This is a genomic window from Ancalomicrobiaceae bacterium S20 (assembly GCA_040269895.1).
Lineage (GTDB): Bacteria > Pseudomonadota > Alphaproteobacteria > Rhizobiales > Ancalomicrobiaceae > Methyloraptor > Methyloraptor flagellatus.
The window spans coordinates 894,714-919,690 of the sequence record CP158568.1; the positions used below are offsets into that span (position 1 = coordinate 894,714).

Annotated in this window: 20 protein-coding genes, 1 tRNA gene and 1 pseudogene; 10 read left to right on the top strand and 12 right to left on the bottom strand. The window is 69.4% G+C overall.

From position 1 onward, the window contains the following. Positions 1-202: 202 nt before the first annotated feature. From ABS361_04285 to ABS361_04295, 3 genes are read right to left on the bottom strand one after another with little or no spacing between them, the layout of a single operon-like run. Positions 203-1,915, bottom strand: coding sequence for a DUF2336 domain-containing protein (locus ABS361_04285; GenBank protein ID XBY45509.1), 1,713 nt, complete (start codon positions 1,913-1,915; stop codon positions 203-205). Beyond that, entirely contained in the window at positions 1,908-2,609 is a 702-nt protein-coding gene (locus ABS361_04290; GenBank protein ID XBY45510.1) for a hypothetical protein, read from the bottom strand. The genes ABS361_04285 and ABS361_04290 overlap by 8 nt, the downstream gene beginning before the upstream one ends. Beyond that, complete coding sequence (locus ABS361_04295; protein XBY45511.1) at positions 2,525-3,871, bottom strand: hypothetical protein; 1,347 nt, start codon at positions 3,869-3,871, stop codon at positions 2,525-2,527. Before ABS361_04295 ends, ABS361_04290 begins: the two co-directional genes overlap by 85 nt. A 117-nt stretch (positions 3,872-3,988) precedes the next feature. On the opposite strand from ABS361_04295, the gene ABS361_04300 reads away from it, so the two are divergent. Together ABS361_04300 and ABS361_04305 are read left to right on the top strand one after the other, a co-directional pair. After that, positions 3,989-4,456 carry a MaoC family dehydratase gene (locus ABS361_04300; protein ID XBY45512.1) on the top strand — a complete coding sequence of 156 codons (468 nt, stop codon included), beginning with the start codon at positions 3,989-3,991 and terminating at the stop codon, positions 4,454-4,456. 35 nt (positions 4,457-4,491) lie between these two features. Beyond that, on the top strand, positions 4,492-5,373 hold the full coding sequence (locus tag ABS361_04305; GenBank protein XBY45513.1) for a CoA ester lyase: 882 nt from the start codon (positions 4,492-4,494) through the stop codon (positions 5,371-5,373). 40 nt (positions 5,374-5,413) lie between these two features. On the opposite strand, the gene ABS361_04310 is transcribed toward ABS361_04305, so the two are convergent. Together ABS361_04310 and ABS361_04315 are read right to left on the bottom strand one after the other, a co-directional pair. Continuing rightward, the gene (locus tag ABS361_04310) at positions 5,414-6,013 is read right to left on the bottom strand and encodes a flavin reductase family protein (GenBank protein XBY45514.1); all 600 of its coding nucleotides are present in this window, start codon (positions 6,011-6,013) and stop codon (positions 5,414-5,416) included. Between the two features lie 11 nt (positions 6,014-6,024). Next, the gene (locus ABS361_04315) at positions 6,025-6,603 is read right to left on the bottom strand and encodes a nitroreductase (protein ID XBY45515.1); all 579 of its coding nucleotides are present in this window, start codon (positions 6,601-6,603) and stop codon (positions 6,025-6,027) included. Positions 6,604-7,058: 455 nt separating this feature from the next. Between ABS361_04315 and ABS361_04320 the strand changes: the two genes are divergently transcribed. After that, positions 7,059-8,147: a hypothetical protein gene (locus ABS361_04320; GenBank protein XBY45516.1), complete on the top strand. Its 1,089-nt coding sequence runs from the start codon at positions 7,059-7,061 to the stop codon at positions 8,145-8,147. Positions 8,148-8,290: 143 nt separating this feature from the next. Here the strand turns inward: ABS361_04320 and ABS361_04325 are convergent, their stop codons facing one another. From ABS361_04325 to ABS361_04335, 3 genes are all read right to left on the bottom strand, one after another. Continuing rightward, complete coding sequence (locus ABS361_04325) at positions 8,291-9,622, bottom strand: MFS transporter (GenBank protein ID XBY45517.1); 1,332 nt, start codon at positions 9,620-9,622, stop codon at positions 8,291-8,293. 404 nt (positions 9,623-10,026) lie between these two features. Beyond that, complete coding sequence (locus ABS361_04330; GenBank protein XBY45518.1) at positions 10,027-10,953, bottom strand: cytochrome c; 927 nt, start codon at positions 10,951-10,953, stop codon at positions 10,027-10,029. A 112-nt stretch (positions 10,954-11,065) separates the two neighbouring features. Next, a complete protein-coding gene (locus ABS361_04335) occupies positions 11,066-11,515 on the bottom strand; it encodes a cytochrome c (GenBank protein ID XBY45519.1) in 450 nt (149 codons plus the stop codon). A gap of 407 nt (positions 11,516-11,922) precedes the next feature. Between ABS361_04335 and ABS361_04340 the strand changes: the two genes are divergently transcribed. The 6 genes from ABS361_04340 (at position 11,923) to ABS361_04365 (ending at position 19,410) form a co-directional block, all read left to right on the top strand. Further along, positions 11,923-13,173, top strand: coding sequence for a sarcosine oxidase subunit beta family protein (locus tag ABS361_04340; protein ID XBY45520.1), 1,251 nt, complete (start codon positions 11,923-11,925; stop codon positions 13,171-13,173). Positions 13,174-13,184: 11 nt separating this feature from the next. Next, positions 13,185-13,493: a sarcosine oxidase subunit delta gene (locus ABS361_04345; GenBank protein ID XBY45521.1), complete on the top strand. Its 309-nt coding sequence runs from the start codon at positions 13,185-13,187 to the stop codon at positions 13,491-13,493. After that, complete coding sequence (locus ABS361_04350; protein ID XBY45522.1) at positions 13,490-16,492, top strand: sarcosine oxidase subunit alpha family protein; 3,003 nt, start codon at positions 13,490-13,492, stop codon at positions 16,490-16,492. The genes ABS361_04345 and ABS361_04350 overlap by 4 nt, the downstream gene beginning before the upstream one ends. Next, positions 16,485-17,048, top strand: coding sequence for a sarcosine oxidase subunit gamma family protein (locus ABS361_04355; protein XBY45523.1), 564 nt, complete (start codon positions 16,485-16,487; stop codon positions 17,046-17,048). The genes ABS361_04350 and ABS361_04355 overlap by 8 nt, the downstream gene beginning before the upstream one ends. Before the next feature lie 317 nt (positions 17,049-17,365). Next, positions 17,366-18,736, top strand: coding sequence for an L-serine ammonia-lyase (locus ABS361_04360; GenBank protein ID XBY45524.1), 1,371 nt, complete (start codon positions 17,366-17,368; stop codon positions 18,734-18,736). Between the two features lie 200 nt (positions 18,737-18,936). Next, on the top strand, positions 18,937-19,410 hold the full coding sequence (locus ABS361_04365) for a hypothetical protein (GenBank protein ID XBY45525.1): 474 nt from the start codon (positions 18,937-18,939) through the stop codon (positions 19,408-19,410). Here ABS361_04365 and ABS361_04370 read toward each other — a convergent pair. Both ABS361_04370 and ABS361_04375 read right to left on the bottom strand, forming a co-directional pair. Next, positions 19,392-20,642, bottom strand: coding sequence for a glycosyltransferase family 87 protein (locus ABS361_04370; GenBank protein ID XBY45526.1), 1,251 nt, complete (start codon positions 20,640-20,642; stop codon positions 19,392-19,394). The genes ABS361_04365 and ABS361_04370 overlap by 19 nt on opposite strands. A 113-nt stretch (positions 20,643-20,755) precedes the next feature. Beyond that, positions 20,756-21,178, bottom strand: coding sequence for a helix-turn-helix domain-containing protein (locus ABS361_04375; protein XBY45527.1), 423 nt, complete (start codon positions 21,176-21,178; stop codon positions 20,756-20,758). A 68-nt stretch (positions 21,179-21,246) separates the two neighbouring features. Here ABS361_04375 and ABS361_04380 point away from each other — a divergent pair. Beyond that, positions 21,247-23,620: pseudogene (locus ABS361_04380) on the top strand (heavy metal translocating P-type ATPase). Positions 23,621-23,663: 43 nt separating this feature from the next. Here ABS361_04380 and ABS361_04385 read toward each other — a convergent pair. After that, complete coding sequence (locus ABS361_04385; protein ID XBY45528.1) at positions 23,664-24,551, bottom strand: cation diffusion facilitator family transporter; 888 nt, start codon at positions 24,549-24,551, stop codon at positions 23,664-23,666. Positions 24,552-24,816: 265 nt separating this feature from the next. After that, positions 24,817-24,891 (bottom strand) — tRNA-Thr (locus ABS361_04390). Between the last annotated feature and the right edge of the window lie 86 nt (positions 24,892-24,977).

Below are 24,977 nucleotides of genomic sequence, written 5' to 3' on the forward strand. Positions count from 1 at the left end.
ATCCCGGCGCGCATCCGCGCAGCTTCTCCCGAGGAGAGCGCGATTGTCGCATCACAGAACGAGTTGGGCGGAGGCGATCAGCAAGGCGCCGCAGCGGCGCGGGTCGCTCGCGACCGGGCGTCCGACGAATTGTCGGGACGCGACAAATCAGGACGTCGAACATCGCGCGACGCGCGGCCGCGTCGCGTCCGGGGCAGGGCGATCAGGCCGCGAAGGCGGCCTGATGCAGGGTGGCGAGGGCGGCGCGCCGGCGCTCGACATTGGCGCGGACGACTTCGCCCAGCGAGACCTCGAGGATCGCTTCGACGTCGGTCGGCAGCGCGATGGCAGCCTCGACATCGAGATGCGTGCCATGGCCGGCGAAGCCACGCAGCAGCGCTTCCTCGATCGCATCCCAAGCTTTGTTGTGTTCTTCCATGGACGTCGGCTCCATGTGTTCCGCAATGATGACGTTAGACGATTCGTCGTCATTTCGAGCGGGAATATTGCCCCGGCCGAAGAATTGTTCGGCGTCGCCACGCAGCTCGGCCATGGACTCGAAGAAGACGGCGACCGCATTGGGGCGCGGCAGTAGCGTCATCTCGGCCTGGCCCTCACGTTGACGGGCGAGCGCCCGGACATGACGACGAGCGGCATCGACTTCGAAGCGACGCAACAGCGCGACGAGATCCTCGACCTCGGCCTGTTCGAAGCTCGAATAGTGTGTGAGGACACGCTCGATCATGCGGCGGGCGAAGCGCGACTGATCGGAGGGCGCGCCATCGTGCTGGCCGGCCTCGATCACCAGATCGCGGTAGACGTCGACGGCCGCGCGGAAGGCCGGATAGGCGCGGTCGGCGAGACCGGCGCGACGATAGAGCGCCAGGAACGAGCTCTCGCGGTTCTCGGCGATCAGCGCGAACACCCGCTCGGTCGGCACGCCGGCGAGCTGGGCGACGGCCTCTTCGAAGAAGCGGATGTTGCCGGCGCAGGTCGCGCGCAGCACGAGGCTGGTGGTGAGCTGGCCGCTCTGACGCAGATGCGCGATCAGTGCCGGCACTTCGCGTGCGGTCGCCTCCGCGGCGAGCGCAACGGTCGCCTTGTCCTTGGCATCGCGCAGCGCGGTGATGCGCCGTGCTTCCGGCAGGGCGGAATGCAGCACGATCAGGTTGTCGACCACGGCGGCGAGGCGTTCCAGGATCTGGTGGCGCAGCTCGACCGGCACGTCGGGGCGGCCGAGCAGGTGTTCGCGGATCTCGCGATCCTCGCCGAAGCGCTCGACGATGCGCTGCAGGCTGAAGGGCTGGATCTGGGTGGCGCCGGGGTTGCCGAGCAGCCGGCGCACCGCCTCGATGTCACCGACCTCGGCCAGCGCGGCGGCGACGCCGATGCCGACCCGAGCACGACCGGCGACCGCGAACTGGATCTCGGCCGAGCCGCGGCCGATCAGATCGACCAGTTCGGCATCGATCAGCACCGGGCTGCGCTCGACCACCGGGCAGGCGATCTCGGCATGGTCGCCGGCGAGCATCAACACCACGTAGCGCGGGGCGAACCGGCAGTCGGCGATCGCTTCGGCAAAGGCGATCCGCACGCAGGGATCGTCATCCTCGGCGAGCACGGTCATCGCGACCTCGAGCGCTTCGCGCGCTTCGGCATTGAGCGTGGGGTTGGCCCACGCCTGCAGAAGAACTCCGGGCGCGCCGGCGCGGGCGTTCGCGTCGGCATTGGAAAACCAGGCGAAGAACTGCTCGACGTTCATGATACGCACGACTCCGGGCACCGACTGACCGGGTCGCAACGGAACGCCACGACCCATCCTCGAGCCCGAGCGTGGCACGCGCTTCCTTAATGTTCGGTTCACCATAAACCGGCTTGCGCGGTCGGCGATGCATTTTTGCCGCGCCGCCGCTGCGTCAGGGCGCCGCTCAAACATCGGACGACTTCCGCATGAAGCGGGTGAGATCGAGCGGCCGACCGATCGGTGCCGCGCGGGCGCCGTTGAGCGGCTTGGCCGCGGCGGTCTCAGGTGCTGCGGCCGGCGCCGCCGTAGGAGACGTCGCTGCCGGGGACGATGGCGTGGCGGCGTTCGACACGGCGGCGGGTGCCGGCGTGGTCGAGCGCGTCGGCGCGGTGTGGTTCGAGGCCGATGTGGTCCCGCGTGATGTGGCGGTTGCCGGACCGGCCGGCGCTGCGGCGCGGGCACCGATCTCGGGGCCGAGCGGCAGGCCGGTCGCGGAGGCGAAGGGCGCAGAGAGGCCCGGCGGCAACTCGCCGGGCAGCGGCGGCAGCGCCGGCATGCCGGGCGCCATCATGCGCTGCGTCGACGCGGCGGTGCCGGTCGCGGTCGTCCGGGCCTGTTCGAGCGCGCGGGCGGCGCGCGGGCTCGCCGCATCGAGGCTCGGCATGCCGGTGCGCCCGTTGCGGCCGCCGATCACGCTCGGATCGAGCGAGGCATAGCGGCTCGGGCGGCTGCCCGTTGCACTCGGCGCGGCGCCCGTCGCGGCAGGCTGCGACGGCGCGCTGTGCGAGCCGTAGGCCGAGTTCAGCACGCGGCTCGGCCGGGCGATCGGCACGGTCTGGGCGGTCGCGGCGGCGTCGGTCGCCGACGGGGCGCTGGCTGGCGGCACGACGGTCTCGGCGCCGGCGATCGCGGCGCCCGCCGCAAGCCCCCCGCGGCGAGCGAGGCGGTCCGGACCGGCGCCGGCGCGGGGGTACTGACCGGCGGCAGCAGCGGAGCGCGGGTCGGACCGGTGTCGCCCGGAATGAGGCGGATCGGCTCGTCCGGCGAAAGACCGGTCGATGCCGCGTTGGTCGCCGCAGCGCCGCCGGTCGAACCGGTCGAGACGGTGGCCGTCGTCGCCACGGGCACCTCGGTGGGGGAGAGCCTGATCGGCGGCGGTTCCGTCGGCTGCGCGATCTCTCCGTAACCCAGGATGCCGGTCGGCTTCGGCTTCGGCGCGTGATCGGAGGCCTCGTCGTTGCGCATCAGCGCGCTGAACGCGTCCGTCGGCGTGTGAGCGCGCCAGCCGTCGAGGCGACCGGCCGGCGATACGCCGGGGTCGGCATCGGTGGCGGTTGCTGTCGAGGCGACGGCGGTGGAGGCGCTGGCGCTCGCCACCTGACGGCCGAGACGCGCCGGGTCGGTCCGGGCGCCCTCGGCATTCGACCGCTCGGCGGCGGCGCGGACGGCGTCGGCCACGGCCTTGGTGTCGCCGGCGCTGGTCTCGCCGAATACCGTGTGGCCCGACAGGATGCGGCCGCTGCCGATGTCGGCGGCGTCGATGCGGGTCGTCGCGAGCCGGGCGGCGAGCTCCTTGACGGTCTTCGGCTTGCCGGCCGCGTCGTAGAACAGCGCCTTGTTGGCCTCGGCGGCCTTCGGGAAGGCCTGCGCGGCGGTCGAGTTCGGGTCGGAGGCGGCGAGGCGCACCAGCTTCACCGCGCCGCTGGCGCCGAGCACATGGGCGATGTGCAATTCGCCCTCGGTCGGCGCCCGGCCGAGGGCGGTGCCGAGACGCTCGGCATTGAGCTGCGTCAGCTTGCCCGCCATCACGGACGAGACGAGCGGATCGTGCCGCAGCGCCAGGATCTTCGCCTTGGCAGCGGGATCGGCGACCGTATAGGTGCCGCTGGAATCCTGCTTGATCGCGTTCGCCTGTTGATCCAGGCCGACCGAGGCGCCGGTGGTCTTGACGACTTCGAGCCAGGTCTGTTCGGTGAACTGGAAGAGACCGCGGGCCGAAGAGGTGTTCGAGGCTTTTGATGGATCGAGGCTCGACTCCCGGTGCGCGGCGTCGAGCAGAAACGAGAACGACGTTCCCGTGGCTTCGCCGGCGGTGCGGAAGGCCTGTTCGATCCTGTCGTTGACCGACTGGTTGACGTCGATCTGCATGGGCGGCCCCGAAGCCACGATGGTTAATGTCGGTTAACGTCGCGCGACAGGGTAAACAAAGGGTTAATTCATCACGGCGCCAACATTTGGCTATAATGAGCGCGGCGGGAGGAACCAATGTCGGGATTGTATTACGACGAATTTGTCGTCGGTCATGTGTTTCGACACGCCATCACGCGAAGTGTGACGGAAATGGACAACGTCCTGTTTTCCAGTCTCACTTACAATCCACAGCCGCTGCATATCGATTTCGACTTCGCCGCCAAGAGTGAATGGGGGCGACCGCTGGTGAACTCGCTGTTCACGCTCGGGTTGATGATTGGAATATCAGTGCACGAGACCACGCTCGGCACCACGATCGCCAATCTCGGCATGACCGACGTCCGGTTTCCCGCGCCTGTGTTCCATGGCGATACGATCCGGGTCGAGACCGAGGTGATGGCGAAGCGCGAATCGCGCTCGCGTTCCGATGCCGGAATCGTCGATCTTCACCATCGGGCCTATAATCAGGACGGCGTCCTGGTCGCAGAATGCCGGCGGCAGGCTTTCATGCGGCGGTTGCCGGCCGCTGCCCACGACGTCTGATCCCGCCTTTCCCGTCTTCCCTCATCGAGGTGCCGATGCGCTCGCTCCTGTTCGTCCCTGCCGACAGCCCGCGCAAACTCGAGAAGGCGCTCGCGAGCGGCGCCGACGTGCTGATCGTCGATCTCGAGGACTCCGTCGCTGCCGGCGCCAAGGCGGCGGCGCGTGCGAGCGCGGCGGCCTTCCTGCGCGAGGTCGCGGCGACGACCGAGCGTCCGAAGCTCTATGTGCGGATCAATGCCTTCGTCACCGGGCTCGTCGATGCCGATCTCGATGCGGTGCTCGGGGCGGGGGCGGAGGGCATCATGCTGCCCAAGGCCGGCGGCGGGCAGGATGTGACGCGGCTCGATGCGAAGATCGCCGTGCATGAGGCGATCCACGGGCTCGGCGACGGCGCGATCCGGGTGATCGCGATTGCGACCGAGATGGCCTCGGCGCTGTTCCAGATGGGCAGCTATCGCGGTGCCTCGCGACGGCTCGCGGGTCTGGCCTGGGGCGCGGAGGATCTCGCCGCCGACATCGGCGTGCCCGCCAACCGCGATGCAACGGGCGCCTTCCTCGATCCGTTCCGGCTGGCGCGCACGCTGGCGCTGCTCGGCGCGGTCGGCGCCGAGGTGGTGCCGATCGACGGCGTCTATACCGCGTTCCGCGACCTCGACGGGCTGCGCCGGGAATGCGCGGAGGCGGTGCGCGACGGGTTCACCGCCAAGATGGCGATCCATCCCGATCAGGTCGCGGTGATCAACGACGCGTTCACGCCCTCCGTGGACGCGGTCGAACGGGCACGGCGCGTCGTCGAGGCCTTCGCCGCGGCGGGCGACGCCGGCGTGATCGGTCTCGACGGCGCGATGCTCGACCGGCCGCACCTGCGCCAGGCCGAGCGTCTGCTCGCCCGCGCCGCTTCGGCCGGGGTCGCCTGATCCGAGCCCGGATCAGGCGCTGGTGATCAGTGGATGGTGATCAGGCGGTCGGGCGCGTGATCGAGAACAGGCTGTCGACGACCGCGTAGTCCATGTAGCCGCAGCGCGCGATGGTGCGGGCCTTGGTCATGTCGAACATGCCGTCGGTCAGGTAGGCGTCGTCGATGTGCACCGCGACGACCTCGCCGATCACCATGAAGTTGGTCGATTTGGTGCCGGCGAGCGTGGTCGGGTTGACGATCTCGAGCACCTTGCATTCGAGCGCGGCCGGGGCGGCGGCGACGCGCGGCGGCTTGACGATCTGCGACGGCGCCTTCTCCAGCCCCGCGTGGACGAATTCGTCGACGCCACGCGGCAGCGGCGCGGATGTCTGGTTCATCGCGAAGCGCAGGTCCCAGGTCGCGAGGTTGGCGACGAACTCGCCGGTCTCGGCGATGTTGGAGACGCTGTCCTTCATGCCGTCGGAGGAGAAGATCACCATCGGCGGACGGTTGGCGATCGCGTTGAAGTAGCTGTAGGGCGCCAGATTGACCGAGCCGTCCTTGCCCATCGACGAGATCCAGCCGATCGGGCGCGGGGCGACGATCGCCTTGAACGGGTCGTGGGGCAGGCCGTGGCCGTTCTTCACTTCATAGAACATCGTGCGATCCTTCAGGCCTGCCACTCGGTGACGACATCGTCATAGGCCGGCCGCGGCCGGTCGACGGGCGGGGTGGTCGGCGTGCCGACCGTGACGAAGCCGGCGAATTTCTCGCCGTCCTTGAGGCCGAGCAGGGCGCCGGCCTCGGCGTCGTAGGCGATCCACTCGGTCAGCCATTGCGCGGCGAAGCCGAGCGCGTGGGCGGCGAGCACGAGGTTCATGGTCGCGGCGCCGGCCGAGAGCACCTGTTCCCATTCCGGGATCTTCACATGCGGGCCGGCCTTCGACACGACCGCGATGGTCAGCGGCACGCGGGTGAAGCGGTTGCGCTCGAAGGCGAGGCGATCCTCGGGCGTCGCGGGATCGCGCGCGGCAAGCAGGTGGGCGAGCTTTTCGCCGGCAGCGGCGGAGGCCGCGCCGCGGAACAGGATGAAGCGCCAGGGCGCGAGCTTGCCGTGATCGGGCACGCGCGAGGCGATCCGGATCAGCGTGCGGATCTGATCGTCGGTCGGGCCGGGGTTGGTCAGCGCGACGGTCGAGATCGTGCGGCGTGTTTCAAGGAGGGTGAGAGCGTCGGGCGTGTCGGACATGGGGAACCGGGCTTCGGGAGGGCGACGAGGGGCGGGAAGGGCGCTTGAGACCTGCGAAGCTGCCGGCGGGTCGCTTCGCGTCGGTGGGCGTGAGGCTCGTTAGATAGGCCGAGCCGGGACGCGCGGGAAGGAACGAATTCGTGCCGCTCCGGCGACGGCGTGTCAACGCGGACCCGCCGCAGGGCGGTGCAGCGTTGACGGTAGGGGTCGGGGGCGGTCCCCGGATCTCGAGGGCAGCGATCCCGTGTTCGGAACGTGGGGTTCCGATCTTGTCTGGCGACTTGAAATCGCCATGCTTGTCTTCCGAAAGTGTCGCGCATCAGCGGCGGCAGATTCGGTTCGCAGTCCGATCCTCGCCGATCGGCCGCGCGCCGTGCCATATGTCGTCCGCATCCATTCCGTTCGGGAGGTTTCCGCAGCCGATGGCCTCGCGCCGTGTTTCGAGATCGCCCCTGATGCCGCGTCGGCCTGTCGCCGCGACGGCGGTCGCGATGCTGCTGGTCGGCCTTTGCACCGGCGACGCCCTCGCGCAGCAGGGGCACGGTCCGGGCGGCGGTCCGTCGGGCGGCGCGGGCGCTGGTCCGGCGGGTGGCCCGGGTGCGGCCGGACCTGCCGTCCCTTCCGGCGGATCCGGCGGCCTCGCCGGCGCGCCGCTCGCGCTCGACAGCACGGCGAAGCCGGCGGTTCCCGACGCCGCGATCCCTTATGCGCCCAATCCGGCGCCGGCCGCGCCCGCCGCGCCGCCGGCCCCGATCGAGGCGTCCAAGCCGACCAAGCCGCTCCTGAAGCTGACCGCGCTGGTCACCGAGGACAGCGGGCCGATCCGTTCGGGTCTCGTCTGGCGCATCTACAAGGACGAGCGCGACGGCGACGACACGCGGCTGAAGCTGCTCGCCACCATGGCCGGCGGCGACGCCGAGATCCGGCTCGATCCGGGCTCCTATCTGGTGCACGCCGCCTATGGCCGGGCGGGCGCGACCACGCGCGTGACCATCGACCGGATGTCGCGGCAGGAGACGCTGATCCTCAATGCCGGCGGGCTGAAACTGACCGCCTCGGTCGCGGGCGATCTGCCGGTCAACCCGTCGCGGGTGACCTTCGACATCTATTCCAAGGACGTCGATGCGCGCGGCGAGCGCCAGGCGCTGGTGGTCGGCGCCAAGCCGGGCAAGGTCATCCGGCTCAACGCCGATACCTACCACGTGGTCAGCCACTACGGCGATCTCAACGCGGTGTCGCGCGCCGAGATCCACGTCAATCCGGGCAAGCTCACCGAAGCGACCATGTACCACAAGGCCGCGGCGGTGACGTTCAAGCTGGTCGCGGAGGGCGGTGGCGAGGCGCTCGCCAACACCAACTGGCTGGTGCTGACGCCGTCCGGCGACCAGATCACCGAGTCGGTCGGCGCCTTCCCGACCGTGGTGCTCGCCGAGGGCGAATATTCGGTCGTCGCCAAGCACAACAACGATGTCTACACCCGCACCTTCACGGTGGAATCGGGTGTCGATCGCGATATCGAAGTGCTGGCCGACAAGAAGCAGTGATTGCGACGCCCTGATCGTGTCGTGGTGATCGTCGGCCTGCCGCTTGCCGGCACCGGGGCTGGCCTCTGACAGTCTGCTCCGAAAACGAAATCGGGCCGCTTTACGCGGCCCGATCGTGTCTTCGCGGCTTGCGAAACGCCTCGTCAGACGTGCTTCTCCATCTTCGAATTGTGCTTGGTGTCCGGCAGGCGGAGATAGACGAGCAACGAGATGAAGATGCAGGCGGTGGCGTACCAGTAGAACCAGTCCTCGTGACCGGCGACGGTCTTGAAGTACTGCGCGACGCCGTCGACCGTGCCGCCGAAGATCGCGACGGTCAGGGCGTAGGGAATGCCGACCCCCATGGCGCGGACGGCGGTCGGGAACATCTCGGCCTTCACCACGGCGGTGATCGAGGTGTAGCCCGAGACGATCGCCCAGGCGGCGCAGATCAACAGGAACGCGGTCCAGGGATCCTGCGTCGCACGCAGCGTCGACAGGAGCGGGTAGGTGCCGAGCGTGCCGAGGACGCCGAAGTAGATCAGCAGCGGCTTGCGGCCGACCTTGTCGGAGATCGCGCCGAACAGCGGCTGCATCAGCACGGCGACCAGGAGCGAGCCGGCGGTCACCAGCGTCGTCTGGTCGTCGGTGAGCTTGACCGACAGCTTCAGGAACTTCTGCATGTAGGTCGTGTAGGTGTAGAAGGCCGAGGTGCCGCCGATCGTGACACCGACCACGATCAGGATCTCACGCCAGTGCCGGACCAGCTCCATCAGCGGCGCGCGGCCCTTGCGGACGGCCTGCGCCTGTTCGAAATGCGCCGTCTCGTGCATGTCGCGGCGCATGTAGAAGGTGTAGAGCGCAAGCCCCGCGCCGATGAAGAACGGGATGCGCCAGCCCCAGTCCTTGAGCTGTTCGGGCGTCAGAAGCGCCTTCTGAATGATGAGCAGCGTGACCAGGGCGAGCAACTGGCCGCCGAGCAGCGTCATGTACCAGACGCCGGAATAGAAGCCGCGGCGCTCGGGATGCGACATCTCGGAGAGATAGGTCGCGCTCGCGCCGTACTCGCCGCCCTGGCTGAGGCCCTGGAGCAGGCGGGCGAGCGTCAGCAGCGTCGGCGCCCACAGGCCGATCGTGTGCGCGGACGGGGTCAGCGCGATGATCAGCGAACCGAAGCACATCAGCATCACCGACATGGTCAGCGCCGAGCGGCGGCCGTACATGTCGGCGAGCGCCCCGAACAGCATCGAGCCGAACGGCCGGGCGATGAAGCCGAGCGCGAAGACGATGGAGGCGAACAGTTGCTGGCGCTCAGGGGGCACGTCGGCGAAGAACGAGCTGGCGAAATAGAGCTGGAACGCGGCGAAGACGTAGACGTCGTACCATTCGATCAGATTGCCGGTCGATCCGATCAGGATCGCCTTGACCCGGCGCGCCATGTCGGCGGGGTCGTAGCCGTGCCGCGTCGGATCGGCGTCTACCGTTTTGTCCGTCATTCCATCCCTCCTGGCCACGTGGGCGCGGCTCTGGTCTCGATCGCCTCGGCCGGCGGCCCGCGGTCTCCCGGAGCGGAAACGCGCAAGCAGGCCCGCGGGATCGCGGCGGCTTCTCGCCGCCCGGTCCTGCCGCCCTGAAGAATCCGCCCCTGCATGGAAGGTTGGATCGCGCCACGGCCCGGCCTGCCGCGGCGGCTGGACACTAGAGCCGGGCCTAGCGGAACTCCTATTGTGGAAAACCGAAATGATCGCAGCCGAATGGCGGCGACCGATCGGCGCAGGCCGGTGCTCGGACTGAGGGGGGATCGGCGCGGGCGGGGCGCCTCGCCGGGATGCCGGTCTCCCGATGCGGCTGGGGGAGGAGCGGCCGGACGAGAAAGGGGGGGACGGGGGCCGCCCAGGCCTCAGGACTTCGGCTTCTTCGGCGGCGGCTCGATCGCCGGGACCGCCTTCAGGTAGGTGGCGATCGCGGTGCGGTCGTCCTTGGTCAGCTTGGCGGTGTTTTCGACCACATGGGCCATGGCGCCGCCGACCGCGTCGCCGTCGGGCGTCAGGCCCTGTTCCAGATAGAAGGCGATGTCGGAGATCGACCATGCGCCGATCGCCTTCGGATGCGGGGTGATGTCGGGCGTGAAGCCATCGCCCTCGAGCGCCGGGGCGCCGCCGAGCCAGCGCGAGCGGTCGATGCCGCCGATCGGGTTGCGGGGGGTGTGACACTCGCCGCAATGGCCGGGGCCTTCGACCAGATAACGGCCGCGCTCCAGCACCGGATCGGGCTTCGGCAGCGCGATCACCGGGGTTGGGTCGACGAACAGGAGCTTCCACAGGCCGAGGCCGCGGCGGACGTTGAATGGGAACGGCACCTCGTGCGGCTTCGATATGGTGTCGACGGCCGGCAGCGTTTTCAGGTAAGCGGCGAGGTCGAAGCTGTCGTCGAGCGTCATGCGCCGGTAGGAGGCGTAGGGAAACGCGGGGTAATAATGCGCGCCCCCGGGCGAGGTGCCGTAGCGCATCGCGGTGACGATGTCCTCGACCGACCAGGCGCCGATGCCGGCCTTCGGGTCGGGCGAGATGTTCGGGGCGTAGAAGGTGCCGAAGGCGGTCTTGAAGGCGAGCCCGCCGCCGAGCTTCAGGCGCTCGTCGCCCTTGGCGCTCGGCGCGGCGTGACAGGAGGCGCAGCCGGCCATGGCGAAGACGTAAGAGCCCTTGGTCGCATCGGGCGCGGGGGTCGGCTTCTCGTCGGGCCCGAGCCGCGTCGGGGCGGTCAGCGCCCAGAAGGCCGCGCCGCCGGCGGCTGCGAGGACGACGGCGCCGATCAGCAGTCGTTTCATGGGCGCGTGTCCTCCGCTCGGGTGCGATCCGGCTGTTGATTCCGGTTGCGTAGGGGATCTTAAGGCGCGGGGTGCGGTGTCGGGCGCCGCACCCCGGCCGGAACGGTCGGGATCAGTTCTTCTTGATGCGATAGTCGTCGTGGCAGCCCTTGCAGGTGGCGCCGAGCGCGCCGACCGCGGCCTTCAGGCCGTCGAGGTCCTTGCCGGCATTGGCGGCCTGCACGGATGCGACCTGCTCGAGCTTGGCGGCGGCGGCCTTGAAGCCGGCCATGTCGGACCAGATCTTCGGCGCGGCCTCGGTGTCGCCGCCCTTCTCGGAACCGGCCGGGAACAGGTCGGTGAAGCCCTTGATGTTGGTGCTCATGGTCTCGACCGCGGCCTTGGCCTTGGCCGCGTCATAGGGCTCCTCGCCCTTGACCATCTTGACCAGGACCTTGCCCATGGCGCCGCCGATGGCCTTCATCTTGTCCTGGCGCTCCTTGATGACGTCACCGGCCGCAAACGCGGTGCCGGCGACGGAGAGCAGGGCCAGAACGGCGACGGCAGACTTCAATTTCGACATCGGATCTCCTCCCGGTACGATCATCGACGCTCGGTGATCGCACCTGCGTCAACGCGGAATGATGACGAAATGCTAGCGTGATCCGCCATTCAAAGCATTGTGATATCCGGAATGTCAGACGGATTGTCTCTGAATGTCGAACAGTCTGGGTCGCGCCCTCGGGTGGGCTCGCACCCCACGCCTCGTCGATCGTGCATTCGGGTATCCAAAAATTGCGGGGGCCTTGTTCCGGGTAGCGTCGAAATGCGACAAGTCATCCGTCGCATCTGCGCAAGAGATGCGAGGGCGAACATGACGATATCGGCGGGTCGTCGCGGGCATTCGGGTCGCGGCGGGCACTCACGGTTCCGCAGCGTTCCGCGCCGCTCGAACAGGTGGTCGGGCTCACGTCGAGACGGAGGCAGGCCTTGCGCTTCTCGTTCCTATCGCTTCTCCGCAACGCCTTCTCGGCCAACGAGAATTGGCCCGAGCAATGGCGGAGCCCCGAGCCGAAGCCGGCCTATGACGTCATCATCGTCGGCGCCGGCGGCCACGGTCTCGCCACCGCCTACTATCTGGCGGCGGAATGCGGCGTCACCAATGTCGCGGTGATCGAGCGCGGCTGGCTCGGCGGCGGCAACACCGGCCGCAACACGACGATCATCCGCTCGAACTATCTCTGGGAAGAGTCCGAGGCGCTTTACGATCACGCGCTGAAGCTCTGGAAGGACCTGTCCCAGCAGCTCAACTACAACGTCATGTATAGCCCGCGCGGCGTTCTCATGCTCGCGCACACGATCCATGACATCCAGACCTCGAAGCGCCACGTGCACGCCAACCGGCTCGCCGGCATCGACAACGAGTGGCTGTCGCCGGAAGAGTGCAAGGCATTCTGCCCGCCGCTGAACATCTCCGACAACATCCGCTATCCGGTGCTCGGCGGCGCGCTGCAGCGCCGCGGCGGCGTCGCCCGTCACGATGCGGTCGCCTGGGGCTATGCCCGCGCCGCCTCCGCGCTCGGCGTCGACATCATCCAGAACTGCGAGGTGACCGGCATCCGCCGCGGCGCCAATGGCGCGGTCGAGGCGGTCGAGACCTCGAAGGGCACGATCAGGGCCAAGAAGGTCGGCGTCGTCGCGGCGGGCCACACCTCGGTCGTGATGGGCATGGCCGGCGTGCGCATGCCGCTCGAGAGCTACCCGCTGCAGGCGCTGGTCTCCGAGCCGCTGAAGCCGGCGTTCCCCTGCGTGGTCATGTCGAACACGATCCACGCCTACATCTCGCAATCGGACAAGGGCGACCTCGTCATCGGCGCCGGCACCGACCAGTACGTGTCCTATTCGCAGACCGGCGGTCTGCATATCGACATGCACACGCTGGAGGCCATCTGCGAGCTGTTCCCGATGTTCCGCCGCGTGCGGATGATGCGCTCGTGGGGCGGCATCGTCGACGTGACGCCGGACCGGTCGCCGATCATCTCGAAGACGCCGGTGCCGGGCCTGTTCGTCAACTGCGGCTGGGGCACCGGCGGCTTCAAGGCGACGCCGGGCTCCGGCAACGTGTTCGCGCACACGATCGCGCGCGGCGAACCGCATCCGATCGCCGCTCCCTTCTCGCTCGACCGGTTCACCACCGGCCGCCTGATCGACGAGGCGGCCGCGGCCGCCGTCGCGCACTGAGGTCGGACCCCATGCTTCTGATCACCTGTCCCTATTGCGGGTCGCGGCCGGAGATCGAGTTCCGGAACATGGGCGAGGCGCATATCGCGCGTCCCGATCCGGCGACTGCGACCGACGCCGACATGGCGAACTTCCTCTATCTGCGCTCGAATCCGAAGGGCCTGATCGCCGAGCGCTGGCGCCATGTCCATGGCTGCGCGCGGTTCTTCAATGCGGTGCGCCACACCGTCACCGACAAGTTCGTCATGACCTACAAGGTCGGCGAGCCGAAGCCCGACCTCGAGGCGCTCGCCGCCGCCCAGACGGAGGCCGCCCGATGACCGGCTCGTTCCGCACCGCTTCAGGCGGCCGCATCGACCGTTCGAAGCCCGTGTCGTTCACCTGGGACGGCAAGCCGCTCCAGGGCGTCAAGGGCGACACGCTCGCCTCGGCGCTGCTCGCCAACGGCATCCATCTGGTCGGCCGCTCGTTCAAGTACCATCGGCCGCGCGGCATCGTCAGCGCCGGGTCCGAGGAGCCGAACGCGATGGTGACCGTGGTGCGCGACACCGCGCGCACCACGCCGAACCTGCGCGCCACCCAGGTCGAGCTCTACGAGGGCCTGAAGGCCGAGAGCCAGAACCGCTGGCCGTCGCTGGACTTCGACATCGGCGCGATCAACGGCTTCGCCTCGCCGCTGCTCGCCTCGGGCTTCTACTACAAGACCTTCATGTGGCCGCGGTCGTTCTGGAAGTCGGTCTACGAGCCGAACATCCGCGCCGCCGCCGGCTTCGGTAACCCGCCGACGCTGCCGGATCCCGACCGCTACCAGCATCGCTACGCCCATTGCGACGTGCTGGTGGTCGGCTCGGGGCCGGCCGGCCTCGCCGCCGCGCTCGCGGCCTCCGAGGCCGGGGCGAAGGTCATCATCGTCGATGAACAGGCCGAGTTCGGCGGTTCGCTGCTCGCCGAGACCGAAGCCCAGATCGAGGGCCGCCCGGCGCGGACCTGGTCGGCCGACATCTTCATGGGGCTGGCGCTCTCCGACAAGGTGACCTGCCTGCCGCGCACGACCGCGTTCGGCTACTACGCCGACAACATGATCGGGCTTGCCGAGCGCATCACCGACCATCTGGCGACGCCCGGGCGCAACAGCCCGCGCGAGCGGCTGTGGCAGGTGCGCACCAAGCAGGTCGTGCTGGCGACCGGCGCGATCGAGCGGCCGCTGGTGTTCCCGGAGAACGACCGGCCGGGCATCATGCTCGCCGATGCCGGCCGCACCTATCTGAACCGCTATGGCGTCAAGGCCGGATCGCGCGTGGTGGTGTTCACGGCCTGCGACACGGCCTATCTGGCGGCGCTCGATCTCAAGGCTGCCGGCGTCGAGATCGCCGCGATCGTCGATCTGCGCTCAGAGGGCGGGGCGCTGACGGCCAAGGCGCGCGCCGCCGGCATCCGGGTCGAGACCGGCGCGACCATCCGCTCGACCTCGGGCGGCAAGCGCGTCACCTCGGTCGAGATCGGCCGGGTCAAGCCGAATGGCGACGTCACCAGCGGCGACGTCGTCCCCTGCGACCTCGTGCTCAACTCCGCCGGCTGGACGCCCAACGTCAGCCTGTTCTCGCAGTCGCGCGGCAAGCTCGCCTTCGATGCGGCGACCTCGACCTACCTGCCGGGCAAGAGCCACGAGCACGAGCGCTCGGCCGGCGCCTGTCGCGGCCTCACCGACCTCGCGGCGGTGATCGACGACGGCTATGCGGCCGGATCGGAGGCCGCGAAGGCGGCCGGCTTCGGCTCGGGCTTCAAGAAGACCTTCGATGCGAGCGGGGCGACCGCGCCCGCCGGCAGCCATCTCGGCGTCGTGCCGCACGGCCGTAACCCGAGCAAGGTCAAGGCCTTCGTCGACTTCCAGCACGACGTCACCGCCAAGGACATCAAGCTCGCGGTGCGCGAGGGCTTCAAGTCGATCGAGCACGTCAAGCGGTTCACCACGACCGGCATGGCGACCGACCAGGGCAAGACCTCCAACATGAACGCGCTCGCGATCGCCGCGACCGCGCTCGACCGGTCGATCCCGCAGGTCGGCCTGACGACCTTCCGCATGCCCTACACGCCGACGACCTTCGGCATCCTGGCCTCGACGGCGCGCGGCGATCTGTTCGATCCGATCCGCAAGACGCCGAGCCATGAGTTCGCGGTCGGCCGCGGCGCGCCGTTCGAGAACGTCGGGCAGTGGAAGCGCACCTGGTACTATCCGAAGGCCGGGGAGGACATGCATGCCGCGGTCGCCCGCGAGTGCAAGACGGTGCGCTCGACCGTCGGTCTGTTCGACGCCTCGACGCTCGGCAAGATCGAGGTGGTCGGGCCGGACGCGGCCGAGTTCCTGAACCGGATGTACGTCAATCCGTTCCTCAAGCTCGAGCCTGGGCGGCTGCGCTACGGCATCCTGACCCGCGACGACGGCTTCGTCTACGACGACGGCGTCATCGCGCGCCTTGCGGCGGACCGCTTCCACGTCACCACCACGACCGGAGGCGCGCCGCGCGTGCTGGCGATGATGGAGGACTACCTGCAGACGGAATGGCCGGATCTCAAGGTCTGGCTGACCTCGACCACCGAACAGTGGGCGGTGTTCGCGGTGCAGGGACCAAAGGCGCGCGAGATCGTGGCCAAGTTCCTGCCCGGTGTGGACCTCTCCAACGAGGCGTTCCCGCACATGAGCGTGCGCGACGTCGAGATCCTCGGCGTCGGGGCAAAGCTCTGGCGGGTCAGCTTCACCGGCGAGCTCGGCTACGAGATCAACGTGCCGGCCGAGTTCGGCGCGGCGGTCTGGGAAAAGCTGGTCGCGGCGGTCGAGGCGGCCGGCGGCTGCCTCTACGGCACCGAGGCGATGCACGTGCTGCGCGCCGAGAAGGGCTACATCATCGTCGGCCAGGACACCGACGGCACGCTGACGCCGGACGAGGCGGGCGTGGGCTGGGCCGTCGGCAAGGCCAAGCGCGACTTCGTCGGCAAGCGCGGTCTGGAGCGCCCGGACCTCAAGGCCGCCAACCGCAAGCAGATCGTCGGCCTCGTCGCCAAGGATCCGAAGGTGGTGCTCGAAGAGGGCGCGCAGATCACCGAGATGAACGATCCGCCGGCGGGTACGCATGCGATCGGTCACGTGACCTCGGCCTACCACTCCTCGGTGCTCGGCCATGGCATCGCGCTGGCGCAGGTCGAACGCGGCCGCGCCCGCATGGGCGAGACCATCTATGTGCCGATGCCGCAGGGCTCGATCGCGGTCACGGTGGTCGATCCGATCTTCTACGACAAGGAAGGGAAGCGCCTCCATGGCTGACGCTCTCGCCCGCAAGGGGGCCCTCGACGGCCTCGCCGCATGGCCCAAGGGCACGCGGCACACGCTCGAGCCGGTCGGACCGCGCCCGGTCTTCGTGTTCCGCGGCCCGGAGACGGCCGCGGCCAATGTCGGCACCGCGCTCGGCGTCAACTTCGGCCAGCCGCTCAATCAGGCGCAGGTCGCCGGCACGCGGGCGACGCTGCGCATCGGGCCGGACGAGTGGCTGATCCTCGGCCTCGGCGACGAGGGCCCGGCGATCGCCGCGACGGTGGCGGCGGCCGCCGGCGAGGCGCATTCGCTGGTCGACGTCTCGCATCGCAATGTCGGCATGGTGTTCGCCGGCAGCCGCGTCGAGGCGGCGCTCAACACCGGTTGCCCGCTCGATCTGAGCCTCGCGGCATTCCCGGTCGGCATGGCGACGCGCACGCTCCTCGGCAAGGTCGAGATCGTGCTGTGGCGGCAGGCGGCGGACCGCTTCCACATCGAGTGCTGGCGATCGTTTGCGCCTTACGTGCACGCGTTCCTCGGCGAGGCCGTGCTCGAATACGCGGCCTGAGCGCACGGTCACTCCGACGTATCCGAACCCCGGCGTTCGCCATCGGCGACGCCGGGGTTCGCGTCTCGAGAGACTGGGGTTGCATCGTTCGCTGCCACGTGGATCGGTCCTGCGTCCATCGGGCCGACGATTTGCCTTGCGGCGAATCCCGCTGTCGTCTTCTCTCGGATGTGAGGGCGGCTGCGAAACGAATGTCGCCTGAAGAACAGTGGTTCGCCACAAGGCGATATTTGTTTGCGGGCACGGCGCGGACGGGCGCCGGCCAAGCACGCGGAACGGGTTCGGCCGTTCGCACCAGAGGGGCACGCGAAACCGGCATGATCAGCGCCTTCGACCTGTTCAAGATCGGGATCGGCCCGTCGTCGTCGCACACGGTCGGGCCCATGCGCGCGGCCCAGGCCTTCGTCACCTCGCTCGCCGGCAGCGGTCTCCTCGGCCGCACGGCGCGGATCGAGGCGCGGCTCTACGGTTCGCTCGCCTGGACCGGTCGCGGCCACGGCACCGACAAGGCGGTCGTGCTCGGGCTCGCGGGGCAATTGCCCGACACCGTCGACCCCGACGAGGCCGACGGTCTCGTCGAGCGTCTGGCGACCGACAAGCGGCTGACGCTGCCGGACGGTTCGGCGATCGATTTCGATCCGACCGTCGACGTCGTGTTCGACTACGAGGGGCAGACCCCGGTCCATCCGAACACGCTGCGCTTCGCGGCGCTCGATGTGAGCGGCGAAACGCTCCTGATGGAGATCTGGTACTCGGTCGGTGGCGGTTTCGTGCTGCGCGACGGCGATACGCAAGGCGCCGGCGCGGACGACGTGCGGCTGCCGTTCCCCTATCGCTCGGGCGCGGAACTGCTCGGCATGGGCCTGTCGTCGGGCCGCAGCATCGCCGAGATCGTCTATGCCAACGAGTGTGCGCGCCGGCCGAAGGCCGAGGTCGATCGCCATATCACGGGGGTCGCGCAATCGATGTTCGCCTGCATCGATCGCGGCATCCGCACCGGCGGCGAACTGCCGGGCGGGCTCAGGGTCAAGCGGCGAGCGAAGGCGCTCGCCGAGCGGCTCGCCGCCGATCGGGAGCGCAACATCCGGCCGCCGCACGAGGTGATGGACTGGGTCAGCCTCTATGCGATCGCGGTCAACGAGGAGAACGCGAGCGGCGGCCGCGTCGTGACCGCGCCGACCAACGGCGCGGCCGGCGTCGTGCCCTCGGTGCTGCGCTACTACCGCGACCATTGTCCGGATGCGACGGACGAGGGCGTGCGCGTCTTCCTTCTGACCGCGACCGCGATCGGCGGGCTGTTCAAGATGAATGCGTCGATCTCGGGCGCCGAGGTCGGCTGCCAGGGCGAGGTCGGCGTCGCCTGTTCGATGGCCTCGGCGGGGCTGTGCGCCGCGCTCGGCGGCAGCAACGCCCAGATCGAGAACGCGGCCGAGATCGGCATGGAGCACCATCTCGGCATGACCTGCGATCCCATCGGCGGCCTCGTGCAGATCCCCTGCATCGAGCGCAACGCCTTCGGCGCGATCAAGGCGATCAATGCCGCCTCGCTGGCGCTGCGCGGCGACGGCACGCACAAGGTCAGCCTCGATTCGGTGATCCGCACCATGCGCGAAACCGGTCGCGACATGGGCTCCAAGTACAAGGAGACCTCGCAGGGTGGTCTCGCGGTCAACGTGCCGGAGTGCTGAGTGCTGAGTGCTGAGTGCTGCGTGCTGAACGCCGAATGCCGAGGCGCCGCTTGACCGTCCTGTGGCGCTGAGCGCCGGTGGCCGACGGCCCTGCCCGCGCGAACCGGGACTATTCCCGATGGACGGCACGGCAGGTTCGGCCTACGCCTTGGGACAAGGGATCTCGCCCGCAGGGCGGCGAGGCAGGCGGCGGGGCGCGCATGAAGGTCGAGGATGACGAGGACGATGGCTGGGGACCGGTGCCGACGCCGGAGTTGCGGGTGAAGAGCCGCAATCTGGCCGCGGCCGTGCTCGGCTTCGCGGCCTTCCTGATCGCGGAAGTGTTCCTCACCACCCCTTACGCGCTGGTGGTCGGCGCCGCCTCGACGGCTGCGACCGTGCTGGTCTGGCCGCTTCTCGCCGTGACCGCGACGCGCATCTCCGTGGTCGGCGGGTTGGCTGCGGGCATCGTCGCGTTCGTCGCCGCCTATGTGCCGGGTCTGGTGATCGCTACGCTCGCGTTCCGCAGCATCACCGCCTTGACCGAAGGCGCGGGCACCGGCGTCGATGACATCGAACTGTGGCGGCTGGTCGGGCAGGGGCTCGTCTACACCGGACACCTGACGCTGCCGCTCGGTGCGGCGCTCGGCGCCGCGCTCGCCTTCGGGACGCGCGTCTACGCCCGCACGCGCTGATCCGATCCGGCGGGGGTGTCGGCTCCGGCGGCGGCATCGGACAGCGCTTCGCCGAACAGGGCCTCGACCAGCATGGCAGTCAGGATGATCGGCGTCAGTGGAATCGGCAAATGGGTTGTCACTGGTGGCAGGAGGGGGCTCAGCAGTGCGAGCACGGCCAACGTCCGCGCGCGAGAGGTCGACGCCAAGCCGAGATAGACCGCGAGAAAGGGAACGGTCAGCGCGAGATCATAGAGGAAGGCGTAGGGCGTCACCATGAAGGCGGCCAATGCGATGACCAGATCGCGCCGCACCGGCGGCAGGTCGCGCCTGACCGCCAGAACGACGGCGAGAATGCCGAGCGGCGCGGTGACGGCGAGCACCGGCCAGCCCCATTCCGGCGCGAGGTTCCAGGTGCGGATGCCGGCGAACCAGGTCGGGGACAGGTGCTCAAGACCGACCTCGGTCATGAGAATCGCGGTCTGAACCGGACCGACCTGACGCAGATAGTCCGGGAACACCGACCAGCCGAACACCGCGGAGGTGATCGCCACCAGGACCGCGGTGGACAGGCCGGCCGACACGATCACCGTCCAGCGACGCTCGGCGAGAAGCAGGATCGGCACGACCGCGCCGAGATGCGGCTTCATGGTCATCAGGCCGAACATCAGTCCGGCCAGCCACGGACGGCGATCGCGCCACGCCATGCCGGCCGCGAACAGCGCCGTGACGAACAGGCCGACATGGCCGAAGACGATGTTGGCGATCGCGCCGGGGGCCACGAACGCCAATGCGAATCGCATGGGGGAGGGACGGATCGCGCGGGCTGCGAACAGCGTCCGGAGCGCCAGCGCATAGGCGAGATACCCGAGCCCGTTCCAGAGCAGCAGCGCGGGGCCGTAGTCCAGCCGGGCGAGCGGCCAGACGAACAACAGGACATGCGGCGGATACGACCAGTTGTGCAGCGGATAGTCCGGCCCGGCGATCCCGCGCACATAGGCCATGTAGCGCGGCCAGTCGAACAAGGTCGCCAAATCACCGGCCCAAGCGAGGCGGGCGCCGAACCACATGTTGACGAAGTCCATGCCGAGCCAGTTATGGTCGGCGATCCGCAACGGCAGACCGATGGCAAGGTCGTAGGCGAGGGTCGCCATGCCCAGCGCGGCGAAGCAGGCGAGCACCGCCCCATCCGGCAGGCTTTGCCGGGCGTCGGCAGGCCGACCAGGTTTCGTGCTTTCATGAACGGTTGCCATGTCGGATCTCGTTGGCCGAACGGTGCGGCAGCATCCCCTCGGCGCGTTGATTTCCGGTGAAGCCCGCCTTCGGCAGGCCATCATGGTGCCGCGGTCGGCGGCCGGAGGCCGGTTCAGTGTGCATCATGCTCGCACTGCGCATGGTCGGTCAGCACCTCGATGACCCGGCAGTCGGAGATGGTGCCGTGGCCGCAGCCGTCGATCATGCGTGTGAGCTCGGATTTCAGCGCCAGCAGCCGCTCGATGCGGGCTTCGACGTCCTGCAGGCGCCGGCGCGCGATCGAATCGGCCGGCGAGCAGGACTGGCCCGGATTGTCCTGCAGATCGAGCAGGGTGCGGATCGCGTCGACCTCGAAGCCGAGTTCGCGCGCATGGCGGATGAAAGCAAGGCGCTTCAGGTGGGTCGCGTCGTAGAGCCGCCGGTTGCCGTCGCTGCGCGGCGGCTCGGGCAGCAGGCCGACCTGCTCGTAGTAGCGGATGGTCGGTACCTTGACGCCGCTCGCGCGCGCGGCCTCGCCGATCGGTACACCGGTCATGACAGGGCTTGCTCCTCTAGTCGCTAGAGGATGTACGGTCTCCGCCGATCAGACTCAAGGAGACCGTGATGGCGACGGAACTGACCACCCGCTTCCGGGTCGAGGGCATGGATTGTGCCTCTTGTGCCCAGAAGATCGACCGTGCGGCGCGGCGCGTCCCCGGCGTCTCGGATGTGGCTGTGTCGGTGACGGCGGGGACGCTGGCCGTCATGCACGGCCCGGAGGCCGATCTCGCGGCGCTCGCGCGCAAGATCGACGGGCTCGGCTACAAGACCGCGCCGCTCGCGGGCGGCCTGTCACCGCTTCCCGAGCGGGCGAAGCCGGATTCACATGTCCACGGGCCGGGTTGCGCGGGGCATGATCATGGCCACGACCACGCCCACGAGGACGGAGGCCATGATTGCTCCCACGCGGGGCATGATCGCCCCGCTCACGACCATCACGATCACGCTCACGGCGAGACCGGCCATCCCCGCGACCATCATGGGCACGATGATGGAGCAACCACGTCGGCGCGCGAGCCGGCCGGGCTCCATGGCCATCTGCACGACCATGGCCCGACCCATGGGCCGTGGTGGGCGACGCCGAAGGCACGGCTGACGATCGCGAGCGGGCTCGCGCTCGTCGCGGCCTACGGCATCGGCCATGTCCTGCCGCAGTCAGGGTTCGCTGCCTTCCTTGTCGCGATCGCGGTCGGCATCGTGCCGATCGCGCGCCGGGCCGTGATGGCCGCGCTCGCGGGCACGCCGTTCTCGATCGAGATGCTGATGACCATCGCCGCCGCCGGCGCCATCGTGATCGGTGCCACGGAGGAGGCGGCGACGGTCGTGTTCCTGTTCCTGGTCGGCGAACTGCTGGAGGGCGTCGCCGCTTCGCGGGCGCGGGCCTCGATCCAGGGGCTGACCAGGCTCGTGCCCGCGACCGCGCGGATCGAGCGCGGCGGGCGGATCGAGGAGATCGAGGCCGCGGCGCTCGCGATCGGCGACACGATCGTGGTCCGGCCCGGCGACCGGGTCGCGGCCGACGGCACCATCCTCGAGGGCGCAAGCGCGATCGACGAGGCCCCGGTGACGGGCGAAAGCGTGCCGAAGCGCAAGACGGCCGGCGACGGCGTCTTTGCCGGCACCGTGAATGGCGACGGGCTGCTGCGCGTCCGCGTCACGGCGACGGCAGCCGACAACACCATCGCCCGCGTCGTGAAGCTGGTCGAGGAGGCGCAGGAGAAGAAGGCGCCGACCGAGCGCTTCATCGATCGGTTCTCGACCTGGTACACGCCCGGCGTGGTCGCGGTCGCCGCGCTGGTGGCGGTCGCGCCGCCGGTCCTGGTCGATGGCGACTGGAGCGGTTGGATCTACAAGGGCCTCGCGATCCTGCTGATCGGCTGCCCCTGCGCGCTGGTGATCTCGACGCCGGCGGCGATCGCGGCCGGCCTGTCGGCGGGCGCGGCGGCGCGGGCTGCTGATGAAGGGCGGCGCGGTGCTGGAGACGGTCGGCCGCGTCACGGCGATGGCGCTCGACAAGACCGGCACGCTGACCGAAGGGCGGCCGAAGGTCACCGACGTCACCGGCTTCGACGATGCGAGTGCCGAGACGGTGCTTCGCCTCGCCGCCGCCATCGAGGCCGGATCGAGCCATCCGCTCGCGGCCGCGATCCTGGCCGAAGCCGCGAGGCGCGGCTTGGCGTTGGAGGCGGCGACGGCCGTTGCGGCGGTCGCCGGCAAGGGCGTCGCGGGCCGCATCGGCGAGCGGGTCGCCTTCCTCGGCTCGGCTGCGGCCGCATCGGAACTCGCCCCGTTGGACGCCGCGGCGCAGGCGCTGGTCGCGGCACGGGCCGACGAGGGCAAATCGGTCTCGGTGCTGGTCGCCGACGGCCGCGCGCTCGGGCTGATCGCCCTGCGCGACGAGCCGCGCACCGATGCGCGCCAGGGCATCGATGCGCTGAAGGCCGCCGGCGTCACGCCGGTCATGTTGACCGGCGACAATCGCGCGACGGCGCAGGCGATCGCGGCCCAGCTCGGCATCGAGCCGCGCGCCGAACTGCTTCCGCACGACAAGCAGGCGATCGTGCGCGAGCTGCAGGCGCGCGGCGAACGGGTGGCGAAGGTCGGGGACGGCATCAACGACGCCCCGGCGCTCGCCGCGGCCGATATCGGCATCGCCATGGGCGGCGGCACCGACGTGGCGCTGGAGACGGCCGACGCGGCGGTGCTACACGGTCGCGTGCTCGACATCGCCGACATGATCGCGCTGTCGCGTGCCGTGATGGCCAACATCCGCCAGAACATCACGATCGCGCTCGGCCTCAAGGCCGTGTTCCTGGCGACGACGGTGCTCGGCATCACCGGCCTGTGGCCGGCGATCCTGGCCGATACCGGCGCGACCGTGCTGGTGACCGCCAATGCGATGCGGCTGCTCGGCTGGACCGGCAGCCGCACGGGGTGACGCGGTCGCTCGTTCGGGATCGGGCTCCGGTCGGGTGAGGGGCTCAGAGCACCAGCACGCCGGAGTGCTTGGCCTTGTTCTCCGGCTCGACGTGGATCGTGATGATCGCTGCATCGACGTCGGCCTTCAGCGCGGTCTCGATGCGGTCGCAGATCGCGTGGGCATCGACGACCGCCATTTGGCCGGGCACGACCAGATGGAAGTCGATGAAGATCGCCTTGCCGGCATGGCGCGTGCGCAGATCGTGGGCCTCGAGCGCGCCGGTCGCCTCCGTGCCGATGATCTCGCGGATGCGGCGCAGCACATCGGCGTCGACCGCCTCGTCCATCAGGCCGCTCAGCGACTGTTTGGTCACCTTCCAGCCGGACCACAGGATGTTGAGGGCGACGATGCCGGCGAGCAGCGGGTCGAGCACGGCCCAGCCGGTGACGACCGCCAGCAGCACGCCGACGGCGACGCCGCCCGAGGAGACGACATCCGAGAGCAGGTGATGGCCGTCGGCGACCAGCGCCGGCGAGCGCAGGCGCTTGCCGCGGCTGATCAGGACCCAGCACCAGGCGCCGTTGATGCCGGTCGCGAGACCGTTGACGAGCAGGCCCTCGATCGGCGCATCGAGCGGATGCGGCGCCAGGAAGCCCTTGTAGGCCTCGTTCATGATCAGCAGCGCGGCGACGATGATCATCACGCCTTCGAGCACGGCGCTGAAGAACTCGGCCTTGTGGTGGCCGTAGGGGTGGTTGTCGTCGGCGGGCTGCTCGGCGACCTTGATCGCGATCAGGGCGGCGACCGCGGTCGCGACATTGACGGTGCTCTCGAGCGCGTCGGAGAGCAGGGCGACCGAGCCGGTCAGCCAGTAGGCGACGCCTTTGAGCGCCAGCACGATGATGCCGACGAACAGGCTGCCGACGGCGATGGTCGTGGTCTTGTTCACCCGGAGATCCCCCACGTTCATATGCGCCCGCGCGCGCTGGCGACCCGATGTTAGCCGCCGGATGTGTCGCGATGTCGTCGTCAGTATCCGGACAGGTGTCTGCGCAGATCGACCGCCGCCGTCAATGCGGACCCGACCGGATCGGCGCCCTTTGCACATCTGGTTTCGGCAGGCCGGCCATGCCCGGGGGGCTGGACGTGCGAGGCGATAGAGCGACCATGCGAGGCGACCGCGCTGCGACTCTTGCCGATGAATCGCCGCGTGATGGTGCCGGCTGAGGGGATCGAACCCCCGACCTTCGGTTTACAAAACCGCTGCACTACCGCTGTGCTAAGCCGGCGTCGACGTCCGCTTAGCACATGCGTCGGCGGCGATAAACCCGTTCGCGCCGGTCGCGCTGCGGCGCGTGGCGCGGCGTCTCCGCAT